The organism is Burkholderia stabilis, from assembly GCF_001742165.1.
GTDB classification, from domain to species: domain Bacteria; phylum Pseudomonadota; class Gammaproteobacteria; order Burkholderiales; family Burkholderiaceae; genus Burkholderia; species Burkholderia stabilis.
Window position 1 is genome coordinate 2091963 of sequence record NZ_CP016443.1, and the last position, 24671, is coordinate 2116633.

24 protein-coding genes are annotated in these 24671 nt (G+C 68.6%); 12 read left to right on the forward strand and 12 right to left on the reverse strand.

The genetic code is table 11. The annotated features are described in order from the left end of the window. Nucleotides 1-121 precede the first annotated feature (121 nt). The 4 genes from BBJ41_RS27160 to BBJ41_RS27175 all read left to right on the forward strand — a co-directional run bounded on the left by BBJ41_RS27160 (nt 122) and on the right by BBJ41_RS27175 (nt 2298). Nucleotides 122-487, forward strand: coding sequence for an ArsR/SmtB family transcription factor (locus BBJ41_RS27160; protein ID WP_069749299.1), 366 nt, complete (start codon nt 122-124; stop codon nt 485-487). Beyond that, on the forward strand, nt 459-944 hold the full coding sequence (locus tag BBJ41_RS27165; protein ID WP_069749300.1) for an SRPBCC family protein: 486 nt from the start codon (nt 459-461) through the stop codon (nt 942-944). Before BBJ41_RS27160 ends, BBJ41_RS27165 begins: the two co-directional genes overlap by 29 nt. Before the next feature lie 119 nt (nt 945-1063). Continuing rightward, nucleotides 1064-1540, forward strand: a complete 477-nt coding sequence (locus BBJ41_RS27170) for an SRPBCC family protein (protein WP_069749301.1) — start codon at nt 1064-1066, stop codon at nt 1538-1540. A gap of 119 nt (nt 1541-1659) precedes the next feature. Further along, the gene (locus BBJ41_RS27175) at nt 1660-2298 is read left to right on the forward strand and encodes a 2-hydroxychromene-2-carboxylate isomerase (RefSeq protein WP_069749302.1); all 639 of its coding nucleotides are present in this window, start codon (nt 1660-1662) and stop codon (nt 2296-2298) included. A gap of 35 nt (nt 2299-2333) precedes the next feature. Here BBJ41_RS27175 and BBJ41_RS27180 read toward each other — a convergent pair whose 3' ends face one another. Next, nucleotides 2334-3317 (reverse strand): LysR family transcriptional regulator, encoded by a 984-nt coding sequence (locus BBJ41_RS27180; RefSeq protein WP_069749303.1) that lies wholly within the window; start codon nt 3315-3317, stop codon nt 2334-2336. 101 nt (nt 3318-3418) lie between these two features. Between BBJ41_RS27180 and BBJ41_RS27185 the strand changes: the two genes are divergently transcribed. Then, entirely contained in the window at nt 3419-4651 is a 1233-nt protein-coding gene (locus BBJ41_RS27185; RefSeq protein ID WP_069749304.1) for an MFS transporter, read from the forward strand. Between the two features lie 427 nt (nt 4652-5078). Beyond that, complete coding sequence (locus BBJ41_RS27190) at nt 5079-5771, forward strand: phosphatase PAP2 family protein (protein ID WP_069749305.1); 693 nt, start codon at nt 5079-5081, stop codon at nt 5769-5771. Between the two features lie 100 nt (nt 5772-5871). Here the strand turns inward: BBJ41_RS27190 and BBJ41_RS27195 are convergent, their stop codons facing one another. Further along, nucleotides 5872-6531: a glutathione S-transferase family protein gene (locus tag BBJ41_RS27195; protein WP_069749306.1), complete on the reverse strand. Its 660-nt coding sequence runs from the start codon at nt 6529-6531 to the stop codon at nt 5872-5874. Between the two features lie 121 nt (nt 6532-6652). Continuing rightward, nucleotides 6653-7723, reverse strand: a complete 1071-nt coding sequence (locus BBJ41_RS27200; RefSeq protein WP_069749307.1) for a rhodanese-like domain-containing protein — start codon at nt 7721-7723, stop codon at nt 6653-6655. 432 nt (nt 7724-8155) lie between these two features. Here BBJ41_RS27200 and BBJ41_RS27210 point away from each other — a divergent pair, with 432 nt between their 5' ends. Continuing rightward, nucleotides 8156-9058 (forward strand): HTH-type transcriptional regulator ArgP, encoded by a 903-nt coding sequence (locus BBJ41_RS27210; RefSeq protein WP_232036295.1) that lies wholly within the window; start codon nt 8156-8158, stop codon nt 9056-9058. Nucleotides 9059-9083: 25 nt separating this feature from the next. On the opposite strand, the gene ltaE is transcribed toward BBJ41_RS27210, so the two are convergent. From ltaE to BBJ41_RS27225, 3 genes are all read right to left on the reverse strand, one after another. Next, the gene (ltaE, locus tag BBJ41_RS27215; protein WP_069749310.1) at nt 9084-10097 is read right to left on the reverse strand and encodes a low-specificity L-threonine aldolase; all 1014 of its coding nucleotides are present in this window, start codon (nt 10095-10097) and stop codon (nt 9084-9086) included. Nucleotides 10098-10261: 164 nt separating this feature from the next. Continuing rightward, complete coding sequence (locus BBJ41_RS27220; RefSeq protein WP_069749311.1) at nt 10262-10819, reverse strand: YMGG-like glycine zipper-containing protein; 558 nt, start codon at nt 10817-10819, stop codon at nt 10262-10264. Nucleotides 10820-10832: 13 nt separating this feature from the next. Further along, nucleotides 10833-11162 (reverse strand): hypothetical protein, encoded by a 330-nt coding sequence (locus tag BBJ41_RS27225; RefSeq protein WP_069749312.1) that lies wholly within the window; start codon nt 11160-11162, stop codon nt 10833-10835. 503 nt (nt 11163-11665) lie between these two features. Here BBJ41_RS27225 and BBJ41_RS27230 point away from each other — a divergent pair. From BBJ41_RS27230 to BBJ41_RS27240, 3 genes are read left to right on the forward strand one after another with little or no spacing between them, the layout of a single operon-like run. Further along, on the forward strand, nt 11666-13087 hold the full coding sequence (locus BBJ41_RS27230; RefSeq protein ID WP_069749313.1) for a cytochrome ubiquinol oxidase subunit I: 1422 nt from the start codon (nt 11666-11668) through the stop codon (nt 13085-13087). Between the two features lie 29 nt (nt 13088-13116). Beyond that, nucleotides 13117-14124 carry a cytochrome d ubiquinol oxidase subunit II gene (cydB, locus tag BBJ41_RS27235; protein WP_069749314.1) on the forward strand — a complete coding sequence of 336 codons (1008 nt, stop codon included), beginning with the start codon at nt 13117-13119 and terminating at the stop codon, nt 14122-14124. Continuing rightward, complete coding sequence (locus tag BBJ41_RS27240; protein ID WP_069749315.1) at nt 14096-14275, forward strand: hypothetical protein; 180 nt, start codon at nt 14096-14098, stop codon at nt 14273-14275. The genes cydB and BBJ41_RS27240 overlap by 29 nt, the downstream gene beginning before the upstream one ends. Nucleotides 14276-14442: 167 nt before the next feature. Here the strand turns inward: BBJ41_RS27240 and BBJ41_RS27245 are convergent, their stop codons facing one another. Next, on the reverse strand, nt 14443-15054 hold the full coding sequence (locus BBJ41_RS27245; RefSeq protein WP_236872071.1) for a hypothetical protein: 612 nt from the start codon (nt 15052-15054) through the stop codon (nt 14443-14445). A gap of 179 nt (nt 15055-15233) precedes the next feature. Between BBJ41_RS27245 and BBJ41_RS27250 the strand changes: the two genes are divergently transcribed. Next, nucleotides 15234-16139, forward strand: coding sequence for a LysR substrate-binding domain-containing protein (locus tag BBJ41_RS27250; RefSeq protein WP_069749317.1), 906 nt, complete (start codon nt 15234-15236; stop codon nt 16137-16139). A 14-nt stretch (nt 16140-16153) separates the two neighbouring features. On the opposite strand, the gene BBJ41_RS27255 is transcribed toward BBJ41_RS27250, so the two are convergent. The 3 genes from BBJ41_RS27255 to BBJ41_RS27265 all read right to left on the reverse strand — a co-directional run bounded on the left by BBJ41_RS27255 (nt 16154) and on the right by BBJ41_RS27265 (nt 18629). Beyond that, nucleotides 16154-16438 (reverse strand): helix-turn-helix domain-containing protein, encoded by a 285-nt coding sequence (locus tag BBJ41_RS27255; protein ID WP_069749318.1) that lies wholly within the window; start codon nt 16436-16438, stop codon nt 16154-16156. Nucleotides 16439-16596: 158 nt separating this feature from the next. Continuing rightward, on the reverse strand, nt 16597-16791 hold the full coding sequence (locus tag BBJ41_RS27260; RefSeq protein WP_044848494.1) for a YqaE/Pmp3 family membrane protein: 195 nt from the start codon (nt 16789-16791) through the stop codon (nt 16597-16599). 164 nt (nt 16792-16955) lie between these two features. Beyond that, nucleotides 16956-18629: an alkaline phosphatase family protein gene (locus BBJ41_RS27265; protein WP_069749319.1), complete on the reverse strand. Its 1674-nt coding sequence runs from the start codon at nt 18627-18629 to the stop codon at nt 16956-16958. Nucleotides 18630-18879: 250 nt separating this feature from the next. On the opposite strand from BBJ41_RS27265, the gene BBJ41_RS27270 reads away from it, so the two are divergent. Beyond that, a complete protein-coding gene (locus BBJ41_RS27270; RefSeq protein ID WP_069749320.1) occupies nt 18880-19101 on the forward strand; it encodes a hypothetical protein in 222 nt (73 codons plus the stop codon). Nucleotides 19102-19160: 59 nt separating this feature from the next. Here the strand turns inward: BBJ41_RS27270 and BBJ41_RS27275 are convergent, their stop codons facing one another. After that, the gene (locus tag BBJ41_RS27275) at nt 19161-22934 is read right to left on the reverse strand and encodes a DUF748 domain-containing protein (RefSeq protein WP_069749321.1); all 3774 of its coding nucleotides are present in this window, start codon (nt 22932-22934) and stop codon (nt 19161-19163) included. A 151-nt stretch (nt 22935-23085) separates the two neighbouring features. Continuing rightward, on the reverse strand, nt 23086-24522 hold the full coding sequence (locus tag BBJ41_RS27280; RefSeq protein ID WP_069749322.1) for a DUF1254 domain-containing protein: 1437 nt from the start codon (nt 24520-24522) through the stop codon (nt 23086-23088). Between the last annotated feature and the right edge of the window lie 149 nt (nt 24523-24671).

The following is a 24671-nucleotide window of genomic DNA, read 5'->3' on the forward strand; positions in this document are numbered from 1 at the left end:
GGATCGTCGACGCTCGCGCAACGGCGGCAGGTGTCCGGCAACGCGGCCCCGATCGGCGCGCGTTACCGCCCCATCATCCTACGCGACGAAAATTCCCGCTGCATCGCCTATACTTAGCCACATGGCTAACCTTTCATCCGGCATCAGCGACGTCTTCCACGCCCTCGCCGATCCGACCCGCTGCGCGATCGTCAGCGCGCTCGGCCAGGGCGAACGAACCGTCTCCGCGCTGGCCGCGCCGTTCGACATGGCGCTGCCGTCATTCATGAAGCATGTCGCCGTGCTCGAGCGCAGCGGCCTCGTGCTGACCCGGAAAACCGGCCGCTCGCGCACCTGCACGCTGGTCGGCAGCCGGCTGACCGAAGCCGAGGCATGGCTCGCCGCGCAGCGCGCGCTGTGGGAAGCACGATCCGATCGTCTCGTCGAATTCGTCGAACGCCACCATCAGGAGGAGCAAGATGTCAGCAAGCCACGTCGAACCCGCTGAAGCCCACGATCTCGTCATCACGCGCACGCTGCGCGCGCCGCGCCGCGCACTGTGGCGCGCATGGACCGACCCCGAACTGCTGAAGGAATGGTGGTGCCCGAAACCGTGGACCACCGAAGTGCGCGCGTTCGACCTGCGGCCGGGCGGCGCCTTCCACACGGTCATGCGCGGCCCCGACGGCGGCACGAGCGACAATCCCGGCTGCTTCCTCGAAATCGTGCCGGAAGCGCGCATCGCGTTCACGTCGATGCTCGCGGGCGGCTGGCGACCGCAGGCGCCGTGGATGGGCTTCACGGCGATCATCACGATGGCCGACGACGATGCGGGCAGCCGTTACGAAGCCCGCGTGATGCACCCCGATGCCGCCACGCGCGAGCGTCATGAAGCGCTCGGCTTCTTCGAGGGCTGGAACACCTGCATCACGCAGCTCGACGCATTCGCGGCCACGCTGCGCTGAACGCAGACGGACGTGCGGTCATTGCATGCCGCCGCGCCCGCGCCTACGATTCCTGAAGGAGGCATGACGACACGCCGGCATCCGGCGTGCACCGTCGCGCACGCTCCGCAGGAGGCGACATGCTGCATACGCACACGCATTCGACCCGGGTCAGCCGGCACCTGAACGCACCGCGCGGGCGCGTCTACCGCGCGCTGCTCGATCCGCACGCGGTCGAGCAATGGAAGGTGCCCGACGGCATGACGTGCCGCGTGCACGCGTACGACACGCGCGAAGGCGGCGCGCTGCGCGTGTCGCTGAGCTACGACGCGCCGTCGGCCGATAACGGCAAGACCACCGCGCGCACCGATACCTACCACGGCCGCTTCGTCACGCTCGTGCCGGACGAGCGGATCGTCGAGATCGACGTGTTCGAAACCGACGATCCGATGCTGCGCGGCGCCATGACGATCACGATCACGCTGTCCGACGAAGCGGACGGCACGCGCGTGGATGCGGTGCACGACGGGGTGCCGCCCGGCGTGCCGGCCGCCGACAACGAAACCGGCTGGCAAATGGCGCTGGCGAAGCTCGCGGCGTTGGTGGAAACCAGGTAGCACGCGGTTCGCGCAGACGACTGGAAAAGACGGGACGCGGCGCGGCAGCGCGAAACGCCGCCGCGTGCGACACTGGCCCGCACCCGATCCATCCGGACCCGCACGAGGAGACTCTCGCGATGAACGCCGCGCGCACCGCCACCTGGTATTTCGATTTCGTTTCGCCGTTCGCCTACCTGCAGCAGGAACAGTTCGACCAGTTGCCGCCCGCCGCGGCGTTCGAGCCGCGGCCGATCGTGCTCGGCGCGCTGCTCACGCACTGGGGCCAGAAAGCGCCGGCCGAGATCGCGGCGAAGCGCGTGTTCACCTATCGCCACGCGCAATACCGCGCGGACAAGCTCGGCATTCCGTTCCGGATGCCGCCCGCCCACCCGTTCAACCCGATCAAGCCGCTGCGTCTCGCGATCGCGATGGACAGTTCGGTCGACGCGATCCGGCGGATCTTCCGGCATATCTGGCGCGACGGCCAGGACGTGTCGACGCCGGAAGGCTTCGCCGCGCTGTGCGAAGCCGTCGGTTTTCCGGAAGGCGTGACGGCCGTCGAAGCGCAGCCGGTGAAGGACGCGCTGCGCGCGAACACGGATCAAGCCATCGCGCACGGCGTGTTCGGCGTGCCGACTTTCGAACTCGACGGCGACCTGTTCTGGGGCGAGGATGCGACCGGCATGTTCGCCGATTGCGCGACGTCGCGCGCATGGCTCGACTCGCCCGAGGTGCGCCGCATCAGCGCGCTGCCCGAAGGAATCCGGCGCGGCTGACCGCGCAACCGCGATCCGCCGCCGGGCGCGCTGCGTCAGACGTCGCGCCCTTCGACGAGCCCCGGCACGGCCTCGCGCATCATCGCGACGAACCGCACGAGCCGCGACGGATAGAACTGCGCATGCGGATAGGTCAGGTAGACGGGCAGCGGCGCGGCCTGCCACTCGGGTGCGAGGTGCACGAGTTCGCCGCGCGCGAGGTGGTCGGCCAGCATCCATGACGAACCGACGCATGCGCCGACACCCAGCAGCGCCGCGCTGCGCAACGCGTACAGGTTCGCGGTCGTGATACGCGGGCGGATCGCGATGCGCCGCGTCTCGCCCGTCGCGGCGTGCGTCAGCGCGAGCTCGGTCCGGTAGTACGTGCGCAGTGCGAGCCACGGCAACGCGGCCAGCGCGTCGGGGTCGGCCGGCACGTCGGCGCCGTTCAGCACGGACGGCGCGGCGACCACGAAGCGCGGCACCTTCGTCAACCGGATCGCGACGACGCCCGGATCGATCGGCTCGCCGACCTGGATCGCGCAATCGATGCCGCTGCCGACGAAATCCCGCACCTCGTCCTGCAGCAACCACTCCACCGACACGCGCGGATAGTCGCGCAGGAATTGCGCAAGCGGCTCGACGAAACGCTCCTGACCGAACGCATGCGGCACCGCGACCCGCAGCAACCCGTCGGGCTCCTCCTGCGCGCCGCGCAGATCGGCCTCGAACGCCGCCCAACTCGCCAGCAGCTCCTTGGCACGCTTGAAGCAGCGCTCGCCGTCGACGGTCAGCCGCATCGTGTGCGTCGTGCGCTGCAGCAGCCGCATGCCGAGCGAGCGTTCGAGCGCCTGCAGCCGCCGGCTGATCGTCGGCTGCGTCGTTTGCAATTGCGCGGCGGCAGCCGACAGGCTGCCGGCCTCGACTATGCGTACGAAGGTTTCCATCAGCTCGAAACGATAGCCGGCGCCGTCCACCGGTACCGCCCCGACACGCGGAACCCCTTCAGCAGCGGGAAAAGCGGAAGATTTTTCGGTCATTCGTGCAGCGTATAACAAATCTGCGCCGGGCGGCACTACCGTGCCCGGCCGCGCGCCGCCAAACTCGCGTCCATTCCGTTGTCCACACGAGGATGCACGCCATGTCCACCCCCACCCGTCTCGACGCCGCGCCGCTCGCGGCGCATGCCTCGGCCCGCCCGGCCGCCGCGTCGATGCCCGATCGCCGGCTCGTGCTGCTGCTCGCGGCCGCCGCCGGCCTCGGCGTCGCCCCGCTCTACTACGCGCAGCCGATGCTCGGCGCGCTCGGGCCCGATCTCGGCGCGTCGGCGCGCGCGATCGGCTTCGTGCCGACGCTCACGCAGCTCGGTTATGCGCTCGGCATCCTGCTGCTCGCGCCGCTCGGCGACCGCTTCGACCGGCGCCGCGTGATCGTGACCAAGGCCGCCGCACTGGTCGTCGCGCTGCTGCTCGCCGCCGTCGCGCCGTCGCTCGGGCTGTTGCTCGCGGCGAGCTTCGCGATCGGCCTCGCCGCGACGATGGCGCAGGACGTCGTGCCGGCCGCCGCGACGCTCGCGCACGATGCGCATCGCGGCCGCATCGTCGGCACGGTGATGACGGGGCTGTTGCTCGGCATCCTGCTGTCGCGCGTCGTGGCCGGGTTCGTCGCAGAAACCGCCGGCTGGCGCGCGATGTTCGCGCTCGCGGCCGCCAGCGTCGCCGCGATCGGCATCGTGGCCGCGCGCGGACTGCCGCGCTTCGAGCCCACCACGCGCCTGCCGTATCGTGCGCTGATCGGGTCGCTCGGCGCGCTGTGGCGCCACCATCCGGCGCTGCGCCGCGCCGCACTCGCGCAGGGGCTGCTGGCCGTCGGGTTCAGCGCGTTCTGGTCGACGCTCGCGGTGATGCTGCACGGTGCGCCGTTTCACCTCGGCAGCGCGGCCGCGGGCGCTTTCGGCCTCGCAGGTGCCGCCGGCGCGCTGGCCGCGCCCGTTGCAGGGCGTCTCGCCGATCATCACGGCCCCGAGCGCGTCACGCGCATCGGTATCGGCATCGCGGCGCTGTCGTTCGCGTCGATGGCCGCCGCGCCGCTGATGTCGCCGCATGCGCAGCTCGTGCTGCTCGCGGTCGCGACGATCGGCTTCGATCTCGGCGTGCAGGCGACGCTGATTGCGCACCAGTCGATCGTCTACCGGATCGATCCCGCGTCGCGCAGCCGCCTCAACGCGGTGCTGTTCGTCGGTATGTTCATCGGGATGGCGGCCGGCGCCGCGATCGGCAGTTTGTTGCTCGCGCAACTGGGCTGGAATGCGGTGACCGCGCTGGCCGTCACCACGTCGCTGGCCGCACTCGCCGTGCGAATCTGGCGCAATTGAGTTCCGCACCACGCGGACGAGGCGGGCAGCCCACCGGGCTTGCCCGCCTTTTCTTTTTGTTTCCGATCGGCATGCGCATCGCGCGGCGCGCCCCGGCACATCCGCGCAAGTTGCAGCCTGCTTTCGTTCATCCGGTGCAAGGTCTGTGACGGCTCGCCGAATTGCGCAGTTCAACCAAATATTTTCCCGACCGCCGTGCGCATCCGCGCGCAAACATCGGACGATTCTGCAGCGCCCCGCCGCCCGGCGCTTCCCCATCCGGCCCCGTCGCGCCGCCCCGTTTCATCAGGGGATTCCCGGTATTTTTTCGCATTTTCTTCGAAATAACGGGTGACATACTTGCCTCCCGTTGCGCTCCGGTACGAGCGTGCTTCCAGATCCTGCCGGCCGCGCGTGATACGCCGCACGTCCGCCGGGCTCGCACGACATGAACAATTTCGACACCACGATCCAGACCTTTCTCACCCACGTGACGTTCGGCCCGCTGATGAATCACGTGATCCGCGTGATCGCCGGCCTCTACACGTTCAAGGGCTTCGTGCTCATTCCCGTGCTGTGCTGGCTGTGGTTCCAGCCAGGCTCGAATCGCGAGCGGCAACGCGAGCTGGTCGTCGCGACGGTCGCGAGCGGGCTCATCGCGCTCGCGTTCGGCCGGCTGCTCGCCCAGGTGCTGCCGTTCCGCGTGCGGCCGATCTACAACCCCGACCTGCACCTGACGTTCCCGTCGGCGGGACTGCGCGCGGCCACGCTGCAGGCATGGAGTTCGTTTCCGAGCGATCACGCGATGCTGTGGATGGCGATCGCGACCGGCATCTTCATCATCGCGCGCCGCGCCGGCGTGTTCGCGCTGCTGTACGCCGCCGTGTTCATCTGCCTGCCGCGCGCCTATCTCGGCTTTCACTACCCGACCGACCTGATCGCGGGCGCGGCGATCGGCATCGCGATCGCGTGGCTGCTGACGCGCGACGCGATCCGCTCGCGCTTCGCGCCGCAGGTGCTGGAGATGATCCGGCGCTTCCCCGCGCCGGCCTATACGCTCGCGTTCCTGCTGTGCTTCGAGTTGATCACGCAGTTCGACGAACTGCTGACGCTCGCGCAGTCGGCCACGCACACGATGTGACGGGCGCACACCGCGATGCTGCCGCTGCTTACGTTCCGTCGCCCCGGCACACGCTGCCGTCCGTGCACGGCGGCGGCGCGCCGCGCGACGGCCGCGCCAATCAGTCTCGATCCGGCGCGCCGAGCGGGAAGAACGCGCGATACGGACGCGCCTCGTCGACCGCGCGCGCGAACGACGGCCGCGCAAGCAGACGCCGGCGATACGCGATCACGTTCGCGAACGCCGGATCGATCCGGTGCGTCCAGTCCGCGTAGAACAGGAACGGCGCCGCGCCGCAATCGGCGAGGCTGAAACGATCGCCGGCCGCCCATTCGCGATCGGCCATCTTCTTGTCCAGCCACGCATACGACGTGTCGAGCATCGCGCGCGCATCGGCGACGCCCCGCGCATCGCGCTCGGCTTCCGGCCGCAGCGCGTCGTACACGACCTTCTGCTGCGGCGTCGACACGTAGTTGTCGAAGAAGCGATCCATCATCCGCACTTCGAGCGCCGCGTGCGGATCGTCGGGCAGCAGGCGCACGGGGCCCGGATGGTTCAGGCCGAGATACTCGATGATGATCGACGCCTCGACCACGGTGCGGCCCGCATCGACGAGCACCGGAAAACGCTTCAACGGCCACAGCGCGGTCAGCTCCTGCATCGGCTTCGGATCATCGTGCGCGAGCACGCGATACGCGAACGGCGTGCCGTTCTCGTACAGCGCGGTCAGCACTTTCTGGCAATAGGACGAAAAGGGATGGGCATAAAGCGTCGGTATCATCGCGGGGCTCTCAGGGTTTCGGCGCCGCGTCGTGCGGCGCCACGTGATCGGATACCTTGACGACGAACGGCGCGCGGCCGATTCGACATCGGTCCGGATTTTTTTGTGTGGCCGCGGGCCGCTACGACCGCCCGTCCTTGACGACGCGCCCTTCGGCCCGCCAGCGCAACATCCCGCCGCCGAGATTCGCAACCGCGTCGAAACCGGCCTTCTGCAGGATCGCGGTCGCCTGCGCGGAGCGACCGCCGGCCCGGCACACGGTCACGACCGGCCGATCGCGTGCGATTTCGCCGACGCGCGCGGCCAGTTCGCCGAGCGGAATCGGCGTCGCGCCGGGCAGGTGGCCGAGCGGGCCCGTGAACTCGTCGGGCTCGCGCACGTCAACGACCTGCACCGCCGGCAGATGATCCTCGAGCCATTGCGAATCGATTTCCCAGAACCCGGCGAACGTGTAGACGAGCGGCGCCCAGTCGGACGCCGCGTGCGTATCGGGCGGATTTGCGGCGACGCCGCATTGCAGGTTCGCCGGCACCGCGACGTCGATCTGGCGCGGGTGCGCGAGCCCGAGGTTGCGCATGTAGCCGGCGAAATCGTCTTCGCTGAGATCGCCGCCGAGGCGCGGATTGAAGCGCCGCTCCTCGCCGACGCTCGTCACCGTGAGCCCGCGATAGTCGTGCGCCGGATACAGCAGGCACGCGGCCGGCAGCGTGAAGAGCCGGCCATGCACCGCGCGATACAGCGCGCGCGGGTCGCCCTGCTGGAAGTCGGTGCGGCCCGTGCCGCGGATCAGCAGGCAATCGCCGGTGAACGCCATCGATTCGTCGTCGAGTACGAGGCTGATGCAGCCGCTCGTGTGGCCGGGCGTCGCGCGCACGGTCAGGTAGCGCGCGCCGAATGCGCAGCGGTCGCCGTCGTTCAGGTAGCGGTCGGCGCCCTGCGCGCCGCTCGCCGCCGAGATCGCGATCGCGCTGCCGGTGCGCTGCTTCAGCAGCCACGCGCCCGTCACGTGATCGGCGTGCACGTGCGTGTCGACCGTCGCGACGAGCCGCAGCCCGAGCTCGTCGAGCAGCGCCACATCGCGGCGCACCTGCTCGAACACGGGATCGATCAGCAGCGCTTCGCGCGACGCGCGATCGGCGAGCAGGTACGTGTAAGTCGACGATTGCGGGTCGAAAAGTTGCCGGAAGATCATCACGAGGTCGCTCCGTCGCGTGTTCAGGTTGGTGTTGTCCGGCCGGTATGCCGTGCGTCGCCGATGCGCGGCGGGCCGGCGCGAGTACCGCCGTGCCGCATCGCAGTCGCATGCATGCCGCAACGCACCGCACCGCACGAGCGGACGGCGTGTGGCTGCGTCTGCGTCTGCGTCTGCTGCACATCGTCGTCCGGCACCGACGTCGGCATGATGACATCGCCGTCCGGCGACCGGCATCGCGCCTGCCGCATTTCGCGCGTTCATATAGCGTAGATCAAAATGCGCGCGCCGCCGGCGCACCATGGGCGGCAACCTATTCCGACGACGAATGGCGCACGGCGGGACGATTCGCCGCGCCCGGACGGTGGCGCGCGCTGCCTTACACTACGGCCTGTTCTCGTCCCCGTTCACAGGAATTTCGTCCCCATGTCGATGACGATCGATCCGAAGCAGGCCGCCGCGCTGCTGGCCGTCGCCGACACGGGCAGCTTCGAGCAGGCGGCCGTGCGCCTGCACGTGACCGCGTCCGCCGTCACGCAGCGGGTCCGCGCGCTGGAGGCGAGCCTCGGCACGCCACTCGTGCTGCGCACGCGCCCGTGCCGCCCGACGGTGGCCGGACAACGCGTGCTGCAGCACCTGCGCCGCGTCGCGCTGCTGCAGGCCGATCTGCAAAGCACGCTCGCGACCGAGCGTGAATCGCCGATCTCCGTGACGATCGCGCTGAATTCCGACAGCCTCGGCACGTGGTTCCTGCCCGCGCTCACCTCGGTGCTCGCGGGCGAGCGCATCCTGTTCGAGCTGATCGTCGAGGATCAGGACCATACGTTCGCGCTGCTCGAAAGCGGGATGGCCGTCGGCTGCGTGACCACCGAGCCGAAGCCGATGCGCGGCTGCATCGCGACGCCGCTCGGCACGATGCGCTACCGGCTGCTCGCGGCCGCCGCGTTCGCGGTGCGCTGGTTCCCGCGCGGGCTGAACCGCACGAGCGCGCGCAAGGCGCCCGTCGTCGCGTATTCGCGGCGCGACACGCTGCAGTCGTCGTTTTTGAAGGAGAAGTTCGGGTTGCCGGAAGGCGCGTACCCGTGTCACTACGTGCCGGGCACCCATTCGCACTTCGCGGCGGTGCGGCACGGGCTCGGCTACGCGATGGTGCCGGAACCGCTGATCGGCGCCGCGCCGCTCGATGCGCAGGGGCTCGTCGATCTCGCGCCCGCGCATCCGACCGACGTCACGCTGTACTGGCACGCGTGGACCGTGCAGTCGCCGACGATGGCGTCGCTGTCCGCGCGGGTCGTCGAAGCGGCGCGCCGATTGCTCGCGCCGCTGCCGAAATGAAATGACCCGATGATTGGCGCGGCCGTTACGCGCGCCGCTGCGAGAAATACGCGCCGACCGCGTCGAGGAACGTATCGATGTCCGCGCGCGACACGTCGCAGTGGGTGACGAAACGCGATGCATACAGCATCTGCGTGAGAATCCCGCGCTCCTTGAGCCACGCCTCGAGCGGCGCGCAATCGGCTTCGGGGAATTGCGCGAACACCATGTTCGTCGCGTGCGACAGCACCTTCACGGAGTCGATGCGCGCGAGGCCTTCCGCGAGATGCGCGGCATTCGCATGATCGTCCGCGAGCCGCTCGACGTTGTGGTCGAGCGCATACAGGCACGCCGCCGCGAGAATGCCCGATTGCCGCATCCCGCCGCCGAGCACCTTGCGCCAGCGCGCCGCACGCTCGATCAGCGCCCGGCTGCCGACCAGCACCGAACCGACCGGCGCGCCGAGCCCTTTCGAGAAACAGATCGACACGCTGTCGAACGGCCCGCACAGGTCGGCGATCGGGCGGCCCGACGCGACGGCCGCGTTGCACACGCGCGCGCCGTCGAGGTGCGTGGACAGCCCGCGGCTGCGCGCGAGCGCGACGGCTTCCTGCACATAACCTTCCGGCAACACCTGGCCGCCGATCGTGTTCTCGAGCGCGAGCAGGCGCGTGCGGGCAAAGTGATTGTCGATCGGCTTGATCGCCGCGGCGATCTTCGCGAGCGGCAGCGTGCCGTCCGGCGCGTTCTCGATTGGCTGCGGCTGGATGCTGCCGAGCACGGCCGCACCGCCGCCTTCGTACTTGTAGGTGTGCGCGAGCTGGCCGACGATGTACTCGTCGCCACGCTCGCAATGCGCCATCAGCGCGCCCAGGTTGCTCTGCGTGCCGCTCGGGAAGAACAGGCCGGCTTCCTTGCCGGCCCGCTCGGCCGCGACCGCCTGCAGGCGCAGCACGGTCGGGTCGTCACCCCATACGTCGTCGCCGACTTCGGCGGCAGTCATCGCGGCCAGCATTGCCTGGCTCGGACGTGTCACGGTATCGCTGCGTAAATCGATCATCGCTGTGCCCTGAGTAAACGCGGACCGGAACCCATGCGCCCGGCCCTGCCGAAACGAGACTCAGAGTGTACGCAATTCACGCCATGCGTGGCGACGGTCGAGCATCGCTCGTCGCGCCGGCACGTGCATGGCGCGCACGCCGGCGCGACGCGCGAACGCCCGCATCAATACCGCGGCGGCGGCGGCTGGACACCCGCCGGCGGCATCGGCGGCGCCGCACGCGGCGCGCCGCCGTATCCACCACCGTATCCACCGCCATACCCGCCGCCGCCGCCGCTCATCCCGCCCGGCACCGGCACGCGGTTGCCGGTCGCATACATGCATTGCAGGTACGCGTAGTCGTAGCGGCGCTGGATGTCGTAGGCCGAGCCCTGCGCGGCGCCCGCGCCGACGACGCTGCCCGCGAGCAGCCCCGCGCCTGCGCCGACCGCCGCACCCGTGCCGCCGTTGAACGCGGCGCCGGCCGCCGCGCCGAGCGCGGTGCCGACGGCCGCGCTGCCGACCGCGCTCGCGGTGGCGGCCTGTCCGGCGCTCACGCCGCCCGATTGTTCGAACGCGTACTGGCGGCAGCTTCCGTCGTCGGCGCGGAACTGGTCGAACGACTTGCCGGTGCCGGGCAGCGCCATCACGCTCGGCCCGACCGGCATGTACGCGCACGCGCCGAGGAGGCCGGCCAGCGCCAGCGCCGTCGGCACGCGCAGATGTCGAAATACGGATTTCATCGTCGCGCCTCCGTCACTGCGGCCGCGCCGGCACCGATCGCCAGCCCGACTTGCAGGTCTTCACATACGGGTAGTAGTGTTTCGACGCGTCGCAGTAGTACCAGAGGTTCGCGTCACCGTCGTCCTGCGGCTGCCCCTTCTCGACGTATTCGGGCGGCGGCGGATCGACCGGCACCGCGACGACGGGCGGCGGATAGTAGTACGGCGCGGGGACGACGGGGTAGTAATACGGGTAGCCGAAGCCGGGGCCGACATAAACCCCGACCCGGGCGGCATGCGCCACGCCGCCCGTCGCGAGCGCCACCGCGGCTGCCGCGCCCAGCGCGAGCTTCAATCCATTCACGTCACGTTCTCCGACAGGCCGGTTCGCCGATGCGAACCCGATACCCCGAACGCTACCCCGCACGCGATCCGGCATTCATTACGGGTGGACGCGCCAATGTTGCGCGACGTTACCCGTGTGACAGCCGCCACCGGCGGCGGCCCGCCGGCCCGACCGTTCGCGTTACGCGCTAACGCAATGAAACCGGCCGGCCGCGCATGGTGCCGCGCACAGGCCCGCCGGCACGCCGCGCTCGCGTGCGCGAAACCGTTCCGATGACGCGACGCGCCATATTGACGCACGTGCGTCAGACCGCCACGCCGCGGCCGCACGCGCCGCGAACGGCCTTCTTGATACGAATCAACGATTTATCCCGAAACCGCGCGCGGCGGGCTGGACATCTGCGACGAGTTGGCACATTTCGCGGTGCAACATCGCGGCACATACTCCAGCCAACCCCGCCACCTGTCGGCCGGGGTCCGCCGGCACCCGCCGGCGGGTATCGTCAGCTTCGGTCATCTGGTATGGACACCGCACTTTCGGCCCTCGATCTGGCCCGCCTGCAATTCGCGTTCACCGTCTCCTTTCACATCGTCTTCCCGGCGCTGAGCATCGGCCTCGCCAGCTTCATCGCCGTGCTCGAATATCGCTGGCTGAAAACCGGCAAGCAGTACTACAAGACCCTCTGTCTGTTCTGGTCGAAGATCTTCGCGGTCGCGTTCGGGATGGGCGTCGTCTCCGGCGTCGTGATGAGTTACCAGTTCGGCACCAACTGGTCGGGCTTCTCGAGCTTCGCCGGCGCCGTCACCGGGCCGCTGCTGATGTACGAGGTCATGACCGCGTTCTTCCTCGAGGCCGGCTTCCTCGGCATCATGCTGTTCGGCTGGAACCGCGTGAGCCCGCGCGCGCACTTCGGCGCGACGCTGATGGTCGCGATCGGCACGCTGATCTCGACGTTCTGGATCCTCGCGTCGAACAGCTGGATGCAGACGCCGCAAGGCTTCGAGATCGTCGACGGCCGCGTCGTGCCGACCGACTGGTTCGCGATCATCTTCAACCCGTCGTTCCCGTACCGCCTGTTCCACATGGCGATCGCCGCGTTCATCGTCGCCGCGCTGGTCGTGGCCGCGACGGGCGCATGGCACCTGCTGAAGGGCCGCCGCGACAAGGGCGTGAAGAAGATGTTCTCGATGGCGCTGTGGCTGCTGCTCGTGCTCGCGCCGCTGCAGGCCGTGATCGGCGACCAGCACGGCATCAACACGCTGAAGCACCAGCCCGCGAAGATCGCCGCGATCGAAGGGCTGTGGGAAACCGAGAAGGGCGGCACGCCGCTCAACCTGTTCGGCATCCCCGACATGAAGGCGGAAACGACCCGCTACGCGGTGAAGGTGCCGCACCTCGGCAGCCTGATCCTCACGCACAGCTGGGACGGCGAGATCCGCGGGCTGAAGGAATTCCCGCCGGAAGACCGCCCGAACTCGACGGTCGTGTTCTGGAGCTTCCGGATCATGGTCGGCCTCGGCTTCGCGATGATCGGCCTCGCCGCGCTCGCGTGGTTCCTGCGCCGCCGCGGCCGCCTGTATGAATCGAAGTGGTTCCAGCGCTTCGCGCTCGTGATGGGCCCGACCGGCTTCGTGTCGCTGCTCGCGGGCTGGGTGACGACCGAAGCGGGCCGCCAGCCGTGGGTCGTGTATGGCGTGATGCGCACCGCGCAGGCCGTGTCGCCGCTGTCGGTGCAGCAGGTCAGCCTGTCGATGATGACGTTCGTGATCGTGTACTTCCTCGTGTTCGGCACCGGCGTGTACTACATGCTGAAGCTGATGAAGGCCGGCCCCGCGCTGCCCGACGTGAAGCACGACCCGAAACACGACATGCCCGACACGCGCCCCGATCACACCGCGCGCCGCCCGCTGTCGGCCGTCGACGAGCCGCTCGAGACCGTCTGAGCCCACCCCATTCGCATACGAGAAAACCTATGGACGTCACCGTAATCTGGGCCGCGATCATCGCATTGGGGCTCTTCATGTACGTCGTGCTCGACGGCTTCGACCTCGGCATCGGCATCGTCTTCCCGTTCTTCCCGGACGAGAAGGAACGCGACCTGATGATGAACACCGTCGCGCCCGTGTGGGACGGCAACGAGACGTGGCTCGTGCTCGGCGGCGCCGGGCTGTTCGCGGTGTTCCCGATCGTCTATTCGACGGTGCTGTCGGCGCTGTACCTGCCGCTGATCTTCATGCTGGTGTGCCTGATCTTCCGCGGCGTGTCGTTCGAGATCCGCGCGAAGGCGCGGCGCACGAAGCAGCTGTGGGATCTCGCGTTCATCGGCGGCTCGGCCGGCGCGACGCTGTTCCAGGGGATCGCGCTCGGCGCGTTCCTGCAGGGCATCAACGTGAAGGACGGCGTGTTCGCGGGCGACGCATTCGACTGGCTGACGCCGTTCAGCCTGCTGACCGGCCTCGGCCTGATCGTGACCTATGCGCTGCTCGGCTGCTGCTGGCTCGTCGCGAAGACCGAAGGCGACCTGCAGCGGCGCCTCCATCGCGTCGTGTGGCCGCTGACGGTCGTGCTGCTCGGCTTCATCGCGGTCGTCAGTCTGTGGACGCCGCTGCAGGACCCGGCCATCGCGCAGCGCTGGTTCGATTCGGGGCTGTTCTGGCGCCTGTTGCCGGTGCCGTTCCTGGTCGCCGGGTGCGCGGTGTGGATGCGGCGCGCGGTGCGCAACCGGCACGACATGACGCCGTTCGTGATGGCGCTGGCGCTCGTGCTGCTCGGCTACGTCGGCCTGCTCGTCACGCTGTTCCCGTATGCGATTCCTCAGACGATGACGATCTGGGAAGCAGCGGCGCCGCGTTCCAGCCAGACCTTCACGCTGGTCGGCGCAGCGGTTATCCTCCCGATCATCATCGCCTACACGACGATGGGTTACTGGGTATTCCGAGGCAAGGTGCGCCATGAAGACCAGCATTACTACCACCACTGATTCCGCCGATCGCCCATCCGAGGCGCCGCGGCCGCGGATGCGCGGCTGGATGTGGTTCGTCGTCCTGTGGGCAGGCGGCGTGATCGGCGCCGTCACGCTCGGCTATGCGTTCAAGATCTTCATGAACCTGACGCTGTTTGCCGTGAAGTAAGCCAGACGGTCGCCCGGATCGAACGACGATCCGGGCGGCCGTTTCGCCATCGCCGGCCGTGGCTTCAAGCCAATGCGCCGGGCGCGCCGTCCGTTCGTCGTCGGCCGCAGCACGCCTTCCATCTCCCCGCGCCTCTACGCTCTCCCGCGCCGACACGCGTGCGCCGCTCACCGCTCGCACGACGTCGCGCACATCGCCTTGTCCATTTCGCCGAAGAAGGTCTGGTAGTACTCGGGCTCGATCACCGTCTTCGTGCGCGAATCGCCGTTGCTGTCCCACACCGTGCGGTCGAACCGCGCGCGCACGACCGTGGCGCGCGCACTCGTCAAACGGACCGTCACGATCGCGGCCACGCGCTCGTGATCCGGTTTTGCGGGCAACCCGCCGATGCGCGCCTTCAGTGCGCCGCGCAGCAATTGCCGCCACTTCGGCGCCAGCGTGTCGCTGCGCCCTCCTTCGATCAGCCCCGCGTCGCGGTCGACCGTCACCGGCGCATAGCCCTGCGCGCGCAGCACGCCGGCCGCCGCGTCGAGCGCATGCGCCTGCGAGATGCCCGCATAACGGCGGTCGGTCAGCATGCGCAGCGTCTGCTGCTCGGTATCCGTCAGGTCGACTTCGGTCTGGCTCGAGCTGTAGCGCACCAGCGATCCGCCGCTGCCGATCTGGCGTTCGTTCGCCGGCTTCGCCGCGCACCCGGTGAGCATTGCGAGCAGCCCGGCACAGGCGAGCGCCAGCGCGCCGCGGCCGCGCACCGGCACCACCACCGCCGCGCGGCGCATCGCACGCCACGCCGTTCGCCGGCCGCGCAGACGGCGGCGAATTCCGGTTGATCGGCAGTCGGGTGGCGCTATGATCGTCATCGGGTCGTTCTCCTGTCGGCGCCATGATAGGGATGCGCCCCAGCCGCGACAAACGACATTTTTTGACCCACTGTGTAGCTTTTCTTCGCGATCTCACGATGCGCCGATTGCCGCCCCTCAACGCGCTGCGCAGCTTCGAAGCCGCCGGCCGCCTGCAGAGCCTCACCCTCGCCGCCGAGGAACTGAACGTGACCCAGAGCGCGATCGCGCAGCAGATCCGCGTGCTCGAATCGTTCTTCGGGCAAAAGCTGTTCGAGCGCGACGGGCGCGCGCTGCGGCTCACCCCGCGCGCACGGCATTACCTCGTCGACGTCGCCAGTTGCCTCGGGCGGCTCGCGCAGGCGACCGGGCAGATGTTCGAACCGGTGGGCGGCACGACGGTGCGGATCAATTCATCGGTGTCGTTCGCGCATGGATGGTTGCTGACGCAACTGGCCGTGTTCCAGGCCGAGCATCCGGACATCGACGTGCAGCTCGTCACGACCGCCGACGCCGAGCGCGACCAGATCGACGAAACGTGCGACGTCGTGATCCGTCGTTACACGCCGGAGCTGCGCCGCAAGGGCTTCGTGTCGCGCCCGCTGCTCGCGACCGTCGCGGTGCCCGTGTGCGCGCCCGGCCATCCGGTGCTCGAACAGGTACGCGCGCCGGCGGACCTGCGCAACGCGCCGCTACTGCACTACGCGGGCATGCCGCAAGCGTGGCAATACTGGTTCCACCAGGCCGGCTCGGATGTGACCGAGACGCTGCGCGGGCCGTTCTATCGCGAGTTCTTTCTGCTGGTGCAGGCGGCCGCGAGCGGGCTCGGCGTGTGCCTCGCGCCGCGCGCGGTCGTACGCGACGATCTCGCGAGCGGCCGGCTCGTCGCGCTGTTTCCCGAGGTCCATCTGGAAGGGCCGCCGTTTCATTGCCTGTATCGCAACGACGACGATCCGTCGCTGCGCACGTTCGTCGACTGGCTGTTCGCGCGGGCGGAGGAACTGGACGGGCCGGTGGCGCAGTGAGCGGTGGCGGGCGGCTATGCGTTCTGCCGCACCACACCCAGTTTGAGCCCCAGCATGCCGAATATGCGGTTCATCGTCTGTACCGTCCCGTCGCTGCGGCCCTGCTCGATATCCTGAATCGTCTTGGTCGACACGCCGGCGAGCTTCGCCATTTCGGCGCTCGTCAACCGCATCGTCTTCTTCAGATGGCGCACGGATTCGCGCAGCGGCCATTCCGGATGCGCGAGAACGCCCTCGATCGCTTGCCGCCGCAGTGCGAGCTGTTCGGGGAGCGACATCGCGTTGTAGCGTTTGTCCATCGTGTCGTCCTTGCCGTCAGCGGAGCACAGCCATTTCAGCGGAAATCTATATAAATTGCGTCGGCAACTGCGGGCAATCTATGTAGATATCTACCGAAACGAAGGGGCTGTGGCGCCACGCCTGGCGAGGAAAAACACGTCGGGAACCGCGACTACGCTCACCGCCGCTCGCGCAGCGCCGCTTCGATCTTGCGGTCGGTCTTGTACTGGCTCAGCGCATACACCGACCAGATCGCGGCCGGCAGCCAGCCGATGATCGTGAGCTGAAGGATCAGGCAGATGACCCCCGCGATCGGGCGGCCGATCGTGAAGAACTGGAACCACGGCAGCAGCAGGGCAAGCAGAAGGCGCATGAACGATCCTCTCGGTGCGTCGTTGAACGGGTGATGCGTGGCGAATATGCCGGCGCGCGGCGCGGAATTCAAGCCGCGCACCGGCAATGCGGCGCCGTCGACTGCCCGGCGCCGCCCGCATCGCCCGCCTCATGCGGCGGGCGCCTTCCCGTTCGTCACGCCACTCAACGCCCGATACCGAGCCCCGGCAGCACGCGCGTGTTCTCGGCCACGACCGCGTGCAGCAGGCGCGGGTCGGCGCCGAGCAGCTCGAGGATCGTCGGCGCGACCTGCTTCGTGCCGACCAGATCGGTCACGGTGCGCGCGCGATGGATGCCCGGATACGACACGAGCAGGCCGAGGTGGCTGTCGTCCGGCGCGTTGCCGCCGTGTTCCTCGTCCTTCTTCGTGCTCGACGTGTAGATCACGCCCGGATTCGGCTGGACGATGATGTCCGGCGTGCGGCCGTTGGCCGGATCGCCGAAGCGGTCGGCGAGCGCCGCGCCATACAGGACATAGGCCTGCGAACCGTCCGCGCAGATCCCCGGCGCGTTGCAGCCCAGGTTCGCCTTCAGTGTCTGCACGACGGCCGTGCGCTGGCTGCGGTCGCGCAGCCAGATCAGGCCGACGTCGTCGGTCTGCACGAAGCCGGTGCCGACCAGGCCCGACCCGTCGTTCAGGTTGCCCGTCGTCGTGTTGTTCTGGCCGAAGTTGCCGTTCGGGTCGAGGTAGTTGTTCGCTTCGAGCAGCTTCGTCAGCGTGTCGCCGTTCTTCACGAGCTTCGTGTGGTCGGTCGGCGACTGGCCATGCTTCGACGTGACGATCACGGCCGTCGACGTGTACAGGTTGGCCTGCTTCAGCGCCGCGACGATATGGCCGATCGAGTTGTCGACATACGTGATCGCGTTCGCGACCTGACCGTTCGGCGTGAAGTCCGCATCGAGATACCCGCCGCCCTTCGCGACCGGCGACTTCTGCGCGACGCTGAGCGTCTGGAAGTCGGCGCCGAACAACGTCGGCACCGGCGCACTCTTCGTGCCCGTCGAGTCACGGCCTTCGATCTGGTTGATCAGCGCCTGCACGTGCAGGTTGTCGAAGCGCGCGGTGTGCGAGTAGATATCCGTGTAGTCGGTGTTCGTCGCCGGGTCGATCGAGTTGATCTCGGTGCGCATCAGATCGTCGACGCCCGTGCCCGACGGGCCGTTCAGCCAGTCGTAACCCCACGCGTGCTTGTCGGCCCACGCGGTGTGCGCGTTCGGCACGCCGGCCTTCACGGCTTCGAACACCGTGTTGGTCTTCACATAGTTGTGCGGATAGACCGGCACGCACTGGCCGTTCACGCGCGCATGCGGGATCGCCTGCGGGTTGAACGCGCCGCCGCCGTCGAGGTGCGCGAGCTTGCCGCCGTTGAACGCGTCGATGCCGGTCGTTTCGTCGAACACGACGTTCCAGCCCTGTTTGCCCGAGCACGTCGTGTCGCCCGGCGCGTACAGGTTGCGGTCGTACGACACGTCGTAGAACAGGCCGGCCGTCTTCGGCGAGCCGCCCGTCACGAGCGCCGCGAGGCCCGGGAACGAATCCGACAGGCCGGGCGTGTACGCATTCGCGTACGTCACGCCACTCTTTGCGAGCACCGCGATGTTCGGGCACGTGTTCGCGCCAATGCAGCGCGCGAGATCCTGCTCGTGCAGGCCATCGACGCTGATCAGCAGCACGTGCTTCACGACGCGGCGCGCATGGCCGCCATCCTCGCCCTGACCGTTGCCGTCCTGCGCGGCGTGCGCGCCCGCGCTCGCGAGCGCCAGCGCGCCCGCCACCATCACGGCCATCTTCCGCTGCTTACCGAAAAACGAAATCATCACCCCACCTCATCGATTGATGTTGAACTGCGTGACTTGCCATCAGGCGCGCAAAATATCGCCGGATCGTGCGGCGGTCGGATGAAGCGGGGCTTTCTGTTCTCTGTCAAACGTAACCAATCGCAAGTGACATGAAGCGGTCGCAATGCGCCGCCCGCGCCGTGCGCCGACGCCCGAACGGATTTTTTTTCGGCTTGGCCCGCGACTATTGGCGTGTGATAAAGGGTTTTCCCTGACCCGGAGCACGAGTATGTCGACCCTGGAAGCTCTCCGGTTCGTGCTGGACGATGCACGCACCCCCGAAATCATTCGCCATCACGTCGTCGACGCGCTGCAGTACGCGTTGCGCAACTACGGACAGGTATTCACGGCAAAGGAAGTCGAATGGCTGACGCAGTGGGACGACGCGCGTCTGCCGCTGGCGGCGAAGAAGGAGCTGGACAAGCGCGAACCGGCGATCGCCGCGCGCTGAGGGAAGCGCGCCGCCGCGCCCGGCGGTGCGGGCGCGGCGGCGGCACATGACGGGGCCGCTTACTGCAGCCCGAAATCGACGCGGGTCGTCGCGCCCTTGTCGTCGATGCCCTTCGCATCGAGCTTCGGCGCCACGACGAACACGCGGCTCGAATCGATCTTGCCGTCGAGGTACTGGCGCACGGCTTCGGCACGCTGCTGCGCGAGCGCGCGCAGCGCGTTGTCGTCGGCCGGCGCGTGATCGGCCAGCGCCTGCTTCATGTCCGCATCGGGCAGCGTCTTCTGCAGGCCGACCAGGTTGCGAGGCTTCTTGAAATCGGCGGCCTTGTACGCGCGCGTCAGGTACTTGCCGTACTCGGCCTGGTCGACCTTCACCGACATCGGGTCGATGCTCTCGCCCTGGCCCACCACGTCCTTCAGCTTCTGCTGGCGCACCAGCCGGTCGACGTACGCGTCGCGCAGCCCCGGCGTGTCCTTCGCCGGATCGACGCGGCCGATCAGGTCGAGGCGGATCGACGGCTTCTCGGTCAGCATCTTCACGACGGTGTCGAGCTTCTTCTGCTGCGCGTCGGTCAGCGCGTACGTACCCGGCGCGAACTCGACGTAGCCGAGATCCTCGCCGCCGCCGCCGAACGCGTTCGCGAGCAGCGTGAACGGCGACGTGACGGCCTTCGCGATCAGGTTCAGCACCGCGTGCCAGATCAGCCCGCCGACGCTGAACTCCGGATTCGACAGCGAGCCCGACACCGGCAGGTTCACGTCGATCTGGCCGCGCGTGTTCTTCAGCAGCGAGATCGCGAGCTTCACCGGCAGCTTCGTCGCCGTGTCGTTCTCGACGCGATCGCCGAACGTGAGCTGATCGATGAAGATGTGGTTGTTCGCCGACAGCTGGTCGTTCGCGAGCTGGTAATGCAGGTCGACGTTGAGCTTGCCCTTCGTGATCGGATAGCCGGCGTACTTCGCCGAATACGGCGTCAGGTTGGTCAGCTCGATGTCGTGCGCGGTCGCCGTGAGGTCGAGCGCCGGCTTCTCGATCAGCGGGTTCACCGAGCCCTTGATCGAGATCGGCCCGTTGCCCGACAGGTTCGCCGCGACGTCGACCGGCGCGGACGTCGTCGAATCCGTGCCGAACGCGCCGATCTTGCCCGTGATCGCGACGAGATTCGCCGTGTAGTTCGGCTTGATGAAGTTGTCGGTATACGTGACGCGGCCGTTCTGCAGCAGCAGTTCGCCGAAATGCATCCGCACCGGGTTCTGCGGCGGCGTCGCGGCCTTCACGACCACCGTCGCCGATGCGGCGGCCGGCGCAGCGGCAGCCGAAGCGGCGGCCGGCGGCGTCATGCCCGGCGACAGCGGCACCGGTTCGCCCTTGCTCGCGTCGCGCGTGAGCGACTGCGCGGGACCCGTTTCCTTCGCGACCACGTCCTTCAGGTTCAGGCGCCCTTGCGCGTCGAGCAGCACGCGGCCGTAGAAGTTCGAGAACGTCACGCGCGCGGCGTCGACGTCGGTGCCCTTCTCGTCGTAGTTCGCCTTCAGGTTCGACAGCGCGAGCGAGCGCCAGCCCGCGAACGGGTCGGACGTCGCCTTGTCGAGCATCCGCACGTCGACGAGCGCGACGTCGCCGCGGTAGGTCGCGCGCGGCGCGTCCTTCACCTGCGCGAAGGTCAGGTTGCCCTGCGCGTTGAGCAGCGCGCTCGCGATCGTCGCGTTCAACGCGCTGCCGAAGTACGGCTCGAACGCGGCCGCGTCGAGGCGGTTGCCGTTGATCTTCAGGCCGAGCTTCAGCGGCTGCGCGGTCACGTCGCCCGACACGTTCAGCGAACCCTTGCGGTTCAGCGTCGCCTTCAACTGCACGGGCAGCGGCTTCGTCATGTCGTCGCTGATCTTCTGCACCGACAGTTCCAGCGGCTTGATCGCCAGCTTCACCGGGCGCGGCGTCGACAGGTCGGTGAAGTTCGCGGACGAATCCTTCACGTTCAGCGCATCGATCCGGTAATGCCACGACGGCGCGGCGGCTTCGGCCTTGCGCGCGACCGTGCGCTTGGGCACCGACGCCTGCGCGGGCCCGGCCAGCGCAGCCAGGTCGATCTGGCCGTCCTTCAGGCGCTTCACGTCGAGCGCGAGCCCGCTCGCGTCGACACTCGCGATCTCCGCGGTGCGCGCGGCGACGTCGACCTTCGCGATCTTCGCGCTCGCGTCGGGCAGCACGATGGCGGGCGCCTTGGCGTCGGGCGTCGCGATCTTCAGCGACTTCAGGCTCACCGTGCTGTCGGCGACCTGCGCGTCGAGCGGCGTCTTGCCCCAGTCGGCCTTCGCGTTGATCGTCGCGCCGAGCGTGCCGTCGAGCACGCGCGCGCGCGTCGCTTCGCCGAGGTACGGCTGCAACGCCGGCAGCGCGAGTGCGTCGACCGTCAGCTTCGTGTCGGCCTGCTTCTCAGCGAGCGTGAACGCGCCTTCGGCGCGCACGTCGCCGCCGCGCGACAGCGACGTCGACAGCGTGTATTTCGCGGGCGTCTTGCCCTGCAGCGAGAAACCGTCGAGCGTCGCGGCGAGCTTCGTGAGCGACAGCGCGGTCGGCGTGGCCGGCACGCGGTCGTCGACGTTGATCGTGCCGCCGTCGATCGCGAAATGACGGATCGTCAGGTCGAGCGGCGGCGTTTCCTTCGCGCTGGCCTCGGTCTCGGCCTTCGCGCCGCTCGCCGCTTCGGCCGAAGACGCCGCTGTGCCCGATGCCGCCGGCTTGCCCGCGGCGGCCTTCGGTGCGGCGGCCGGCTGCGCGACGAGCTTCTCGACGTTCAGCACGCCCTGCTTGTCGCGCGACAGGTCGACGACGGGCTGATCGATCCGGATCTCGTCGAAATGCAGCGCGTTGCGCAGCGGCTCGAGGCTGGCCGCCGCGACGTGCACGCCGCGCGCGGCGAACAGCGGCTCGGACGCCGGGCTCGTGACCTTCGCGTCGTTCAGGTCGACGGTGCCGGACACGCGCAGCGCGGGCGTCTCGCCGTTCATCGCGAAATTGACCGTGAGGTTGCTGCTCAGCAGGCCGCTCGCGACGGCCACCGGCAGCTTGGTCGGCGCGTACGAGATCAGCTTCGGCACGTCGAGGCGATCGAATTTCAGCTCGATCTCCGATTCGCGCGACTGCGCGAACGGCTTGGTCTTGCCGTCGATCGCGATCGGGCTGCCGTCGAAACGCATGCGCAGCTTCGGCTGCACGAAGATGTCGGTCTTCGACGCGAGCGTCGCGATATAAGGGATGCCGAGCATCCAGTTGTCGACCACGTGCTTTTCGTTCAGCAGGCGGTCGTCGAAATCGATCCGGCCGTCGTTGACCTGGATGTTCGACACCGAGAATTGCGTCGGCTTGCTCTCCGGCTTGGACGGCGTGGAAAACTTCTCGATCAGGTCGGTGAAGTTGAAGCGCTGCGCGTCGTAGCGGACGATGTGAAAGCGCGGCGAATCGAGACGGATTTCATTGACGATCGGCGCGCCGCGGAACAGCGACGACCACGACGGCCTCACGACGAGCTTGCCGATGTCAATGAAATCGCCCTGCCCGCCGCGCTCGCCGATGTGGATGCCGTCGGCTTCGAGATTCAGCGTGTACGGGTTCAGCGCGATGCGCTGGATCGTGGCCGGCCGGTCGAGCTGCTTGCTCAGTTGCTGCTCGGCAACATGGCGGATCAGCGGCGGCGCCGCGAAGAATCCGAGCAATCCGAACAAAACGAGGAAGATCAGCACGCCGATGCCGATACGCCGGGTCCGGCGCGAGCGTGCAACGCCGCCGAGGGCATCGAGGGTCGAGGATACGGTTTTTTTGTCTGCGCTTGCCATGCTGGAATGCCTCGGGAATGGATGCCGGGCCGCACCGGTCAACCGGGCGGCCTCGCACGCTATCCCGAAAGTATAGGCTCAGGAGGTGACGGAACGGGGGTCGGGCGCCGCTGCCGCGCCCGCCGGTCGGACAACGGCGGCGGTCATCCGTTCACTTCCGCACGACGACGGGCGGCATCCACGAGCCGTCGCTCGCCTGCGGCTTCGGCGCGTACAGGCGCAACGCGAGCGCGAAATCGGCGCGCGGCGCCGGCAGCCAGTTGGCCGCATTCGTGCCGCCCGGCGACGCCGACACGACGATGTCGATCGAGCCGTCGTGGTTGCGGCGCAGGCGGTCGCGATCGCCGAGCGAGCGGCGCGCCGATCCGACGTCGGGCAGCGCGCCGTTCGTCGTGTAGGGCGTGAGCGACCAGAACGCGCGCACCGGCGGCAGCGCGCCCGGCGCGAAATGCAGCACGTAGCGGTTCGCGCCATTCAGCGAATGGCCGTCGCTGTCGACGCGCACGACCGCGAGCGTCTCGTCGTCGCGCGTCGCGGTGCCGAACTGCGTGTAGGCCGCGTACGCACGCAGCGTGTAGTCCTGACCGTACTTGCCGGCTGCGTCGCCGATCCAGCTCCAGCCGTTCGCGTTCAGCAGGTTCGACGGCGGCGCCGCGAGCCGTGCGCGCGCCTCGGCGACGCCGGCCGTCGCAGCCGTGAGGCGGTCGCCCGTCCACAGCACCGGGTAACCGGCCGATACGCCGATGTCGGCGAGCGACTCCTGCGCGTGCGCGTCGTCGGCCGGCGCCGGGTTGTCCTGCAGCGCCTGCGCGAAGCGCGCGAAGAACGCCTTCGGGTCGAGCGCGGCCACCTGCTCGGCCGGCGTGCCGCCGCTCAGCGCTTCCGACGGCGCGCTGCCCGCATGGACCGCGACCGACGCGCCACGCGCCGCGCCCGTGTAGACGGACAACGGCACCACGCGGATCGCGCGCTGCAGCTTCTTCACGTTCGTGAGGTCGCGCCCGCCGCTCGTTTGCAACCGCACTTCGAGCCACGCATTGCCCGACGGCACGTCGACGCGCAGCGCGCCCTTCGGCAGCGTGCCCTGCCAGTCCTTCGCGGCGAAGGCAATCGTTTGCGATCGCGCGCCGCCGCGAGACCCGCGCGACGCCACGCTCGACGACGACCACAGCACGTTCGTCCACATGTCGAGCGCGCGCGCATCCCAGTAGCGGCCGCGCGTGTCGGGCAGCGTGACGACGACGGGTTCGGCGGCGACGTCGAGCCAGCCGGTCGAGTCGAGCGTGTCGACGCCGGGCAGCGGCGGATTGACCGCGCCGACGGGCGGCAACGCCTGCGCGTGGCGCAGCGTGTTCAGCGGCGCCTGCCCCGGTTGCGCGCCGTCGCCGCCGGTCGCCGCTTCCTTCGCGACGTCCATCAGCACGAGCGGATACGCATAGATATAGGAGTCGGCGACTTCCGCGCGCATCCAGCCGGTTTTCCGCTGGATCGCGTCGGGCTGCGACGCGCATCCCGCTAGCAACGCCGCAATGGCCAGCGACGCGCACGCGCGCCGCAGAGAAACTGATTCCTGCTGGTTTTCAATCATCGATTACTGGCCGAATATCGTTCTTTTCAGTCAACGCCTTGTTCGACTCGCGAACGGCGAAAACAAGGCACCCCAGCCTGCCCGGATGACCGTTTCGCTACGGTGGGCGCTGATGTCAGGCCGGTATCATAGCGCCTCGGGGCAATCCC

What these genes read in the sequence shown, in the direction of transcription:
- BBJ41_RS27230 (WP_069749313.1), top strand. Translation starts at nt 11,666, where the DNA reads ATGGACACCGCACTTTCGGCCCTCGATCTGGCCCGCCTGCAATTCGCG.
- BBJ41_RS27280 (WP_069749322.1), bottom strand. Translation starts at nt 24,522, where the DNA reads ATGATTGAAAACCAGCAGGAATCAGTTTCTCTGCGGCGCGCGTGCGCG.
- BBJ41_RS27210 (WP_232036295.1), top strand. Translation starts at nt 8,156, where the DNA reads ATGACGATCGATCCGAAGCAGGCCGCCGCGCTGCTGGCCGTCGCCGAC.
- BBJ41_RS27260 (WP_044848494.1), bottom strand. Translation starts at nt 16,791, where the DNA reads ATGCGCCTTCTGCTTGCCCTGCTGCTGCCGTGGTTCCAGTTCTTCACG.
- BBJ41_RS27190 (WP_069749305.1), top strand. Translation starts at nt 5,079, where the DNA reads ATGAACAATTTCGACACCACGATCCAGACCTTTCTCACCCACGTGACG.
- BBJ41_RS27270 (WP_069749320.1), top strand. Translation starts at nt 18,880, where the DNA reads ATGTCGACCCTGGAAGCTCTCCGGTTCGTGCTGGACGATGCACGCACC.
- BBJ41_RS27195 (WP_069749306.1), bottom strand. Translation starts at nt 6,531, where the DNA reads ATGATACCGACGCTTTATGCCCATCCCTTTTCGTCCTATTGCCAGAAA.
- BBJ41_RS27250 (WP_069749317.1), top strand. Translation starts at nt 15,234, where the DNA reads ATGCGCCGATTGCCGCCCCTCAACGCGCTGCGCAGCTTCGAAGCCGCC.
- BBJ41_RS27175 (WP_069749302.1), top strand. Translation starts at nt 1,660, where the DNA reads ATGAACGCCGCGCGCACCGCCACCTGGTATTTCGATTTCGTTTCGCCG.
- ltaE (WP_069749310.1), bottom strand. Translation starts at nt 10,097, where the DNA reads ATGATCGATTTACGCAGCGATACCGTGACACGTCCGAGCCAGGCAATG.
- cydB (WP_069749314.1), top strand. Translation starts at nt 13,117, where the DNA reads ATGGACGTCACCGTAATCTGGGCCGCGATCATCGCATTGGGGCTCTTC.
- BBJ41_RS27200 (WP_069749307.1), bottom strand. Translation starts at nt 7,723, where the DNA reads ATGATCTTCCGGCAACTTTTCGACCCGCAATCGTCGACTTACACGTAC.
- BBJ41_RS27180 (WP_069749303.1), bottom strand. Translation starts at nt 3,317, where the DNA reads ATGACCGAAAAATCTTCCGCTTTTCCCGCTGCTGAAGGGGTTCCGCGT.
- BBJ41_RS27170 (WP_069749301.1), top strand. Translation starts at nt 1,064, where the DNA reads ATGCTGCATACGCACACGCATTCGACCCGGGTCAGCCGGCACCTGAAC.
- BBJ41_RS27275 (WP_069749321.1), bottom strand. Translation starts at nt 22,934, where the DNA reads ATGGCAAGCGCAGACAAAAAAACCGTATCCTCGACCCTCGATGCCCTC.
- BBJ41_RS27220 (WP_069749311.1), bottom strand. Translation starts at nt 10,819, where the DNA reads ATGAAATCCGTATTTCGACATCTGCGCGTGCCGACGGCGCTGGCGCTG.
- BBJ41_RS27265 (WP_069749319.1), bottom strand. Translation starts at nt 18,629, where the DNA reads ATGATTTCGTTTTTCGGTAAGCAGCGGAAGATGGCCGTGATGGTGGCG.
- BBJ41_RS27160 (WP_069749299.1), top strand. Translation starts at nt 122, where the DNA reads ATGGCTAACCTTTCATCCGGCATCAGCGACGTCTTCCACGCCCTCGCC.
- BBJ41_RS27185 (WP_069749304.1), top strand. Translation starts at nt 3,419, where the DNA reads ATGTCCACCCCCACCCGTCTCGACGCCGCGCCGCTCGCGGCGCATGCC.
- BBJ41_RS27240 (WP_069749315.1), top strand. Translation starts at nt 14,096, where the DNA reads ATGAAGACCAGCATTACTACCACCACTGATTCCGCCGATCGCCCATCC.
- BBJ41_RS27245 (WP_236872071.1), bottom strand. Translation starts at nt 15,054, where the DNA reads ATGCGCCGCGCGGCGGTGGTGGTGCCGGTGCGCGGCCGCGGCGCGCTG.
- BBJ41_RS27255 (WP_069749318.1), bottom strand. Translation starts at nt 16,438, where the DNA reads ATGGACAAACGCTACAACGCGATGTCGCTCCCCGAACAGCTCGCACTG.
- BBJ41_RS27165 (WP_069749300.1), top strand. Translation starts at nt 459, where the DNA reads ATGTCAGCAAGCCACGTCGAACCCGCTGAAGCCCACGATCTCGTCATC.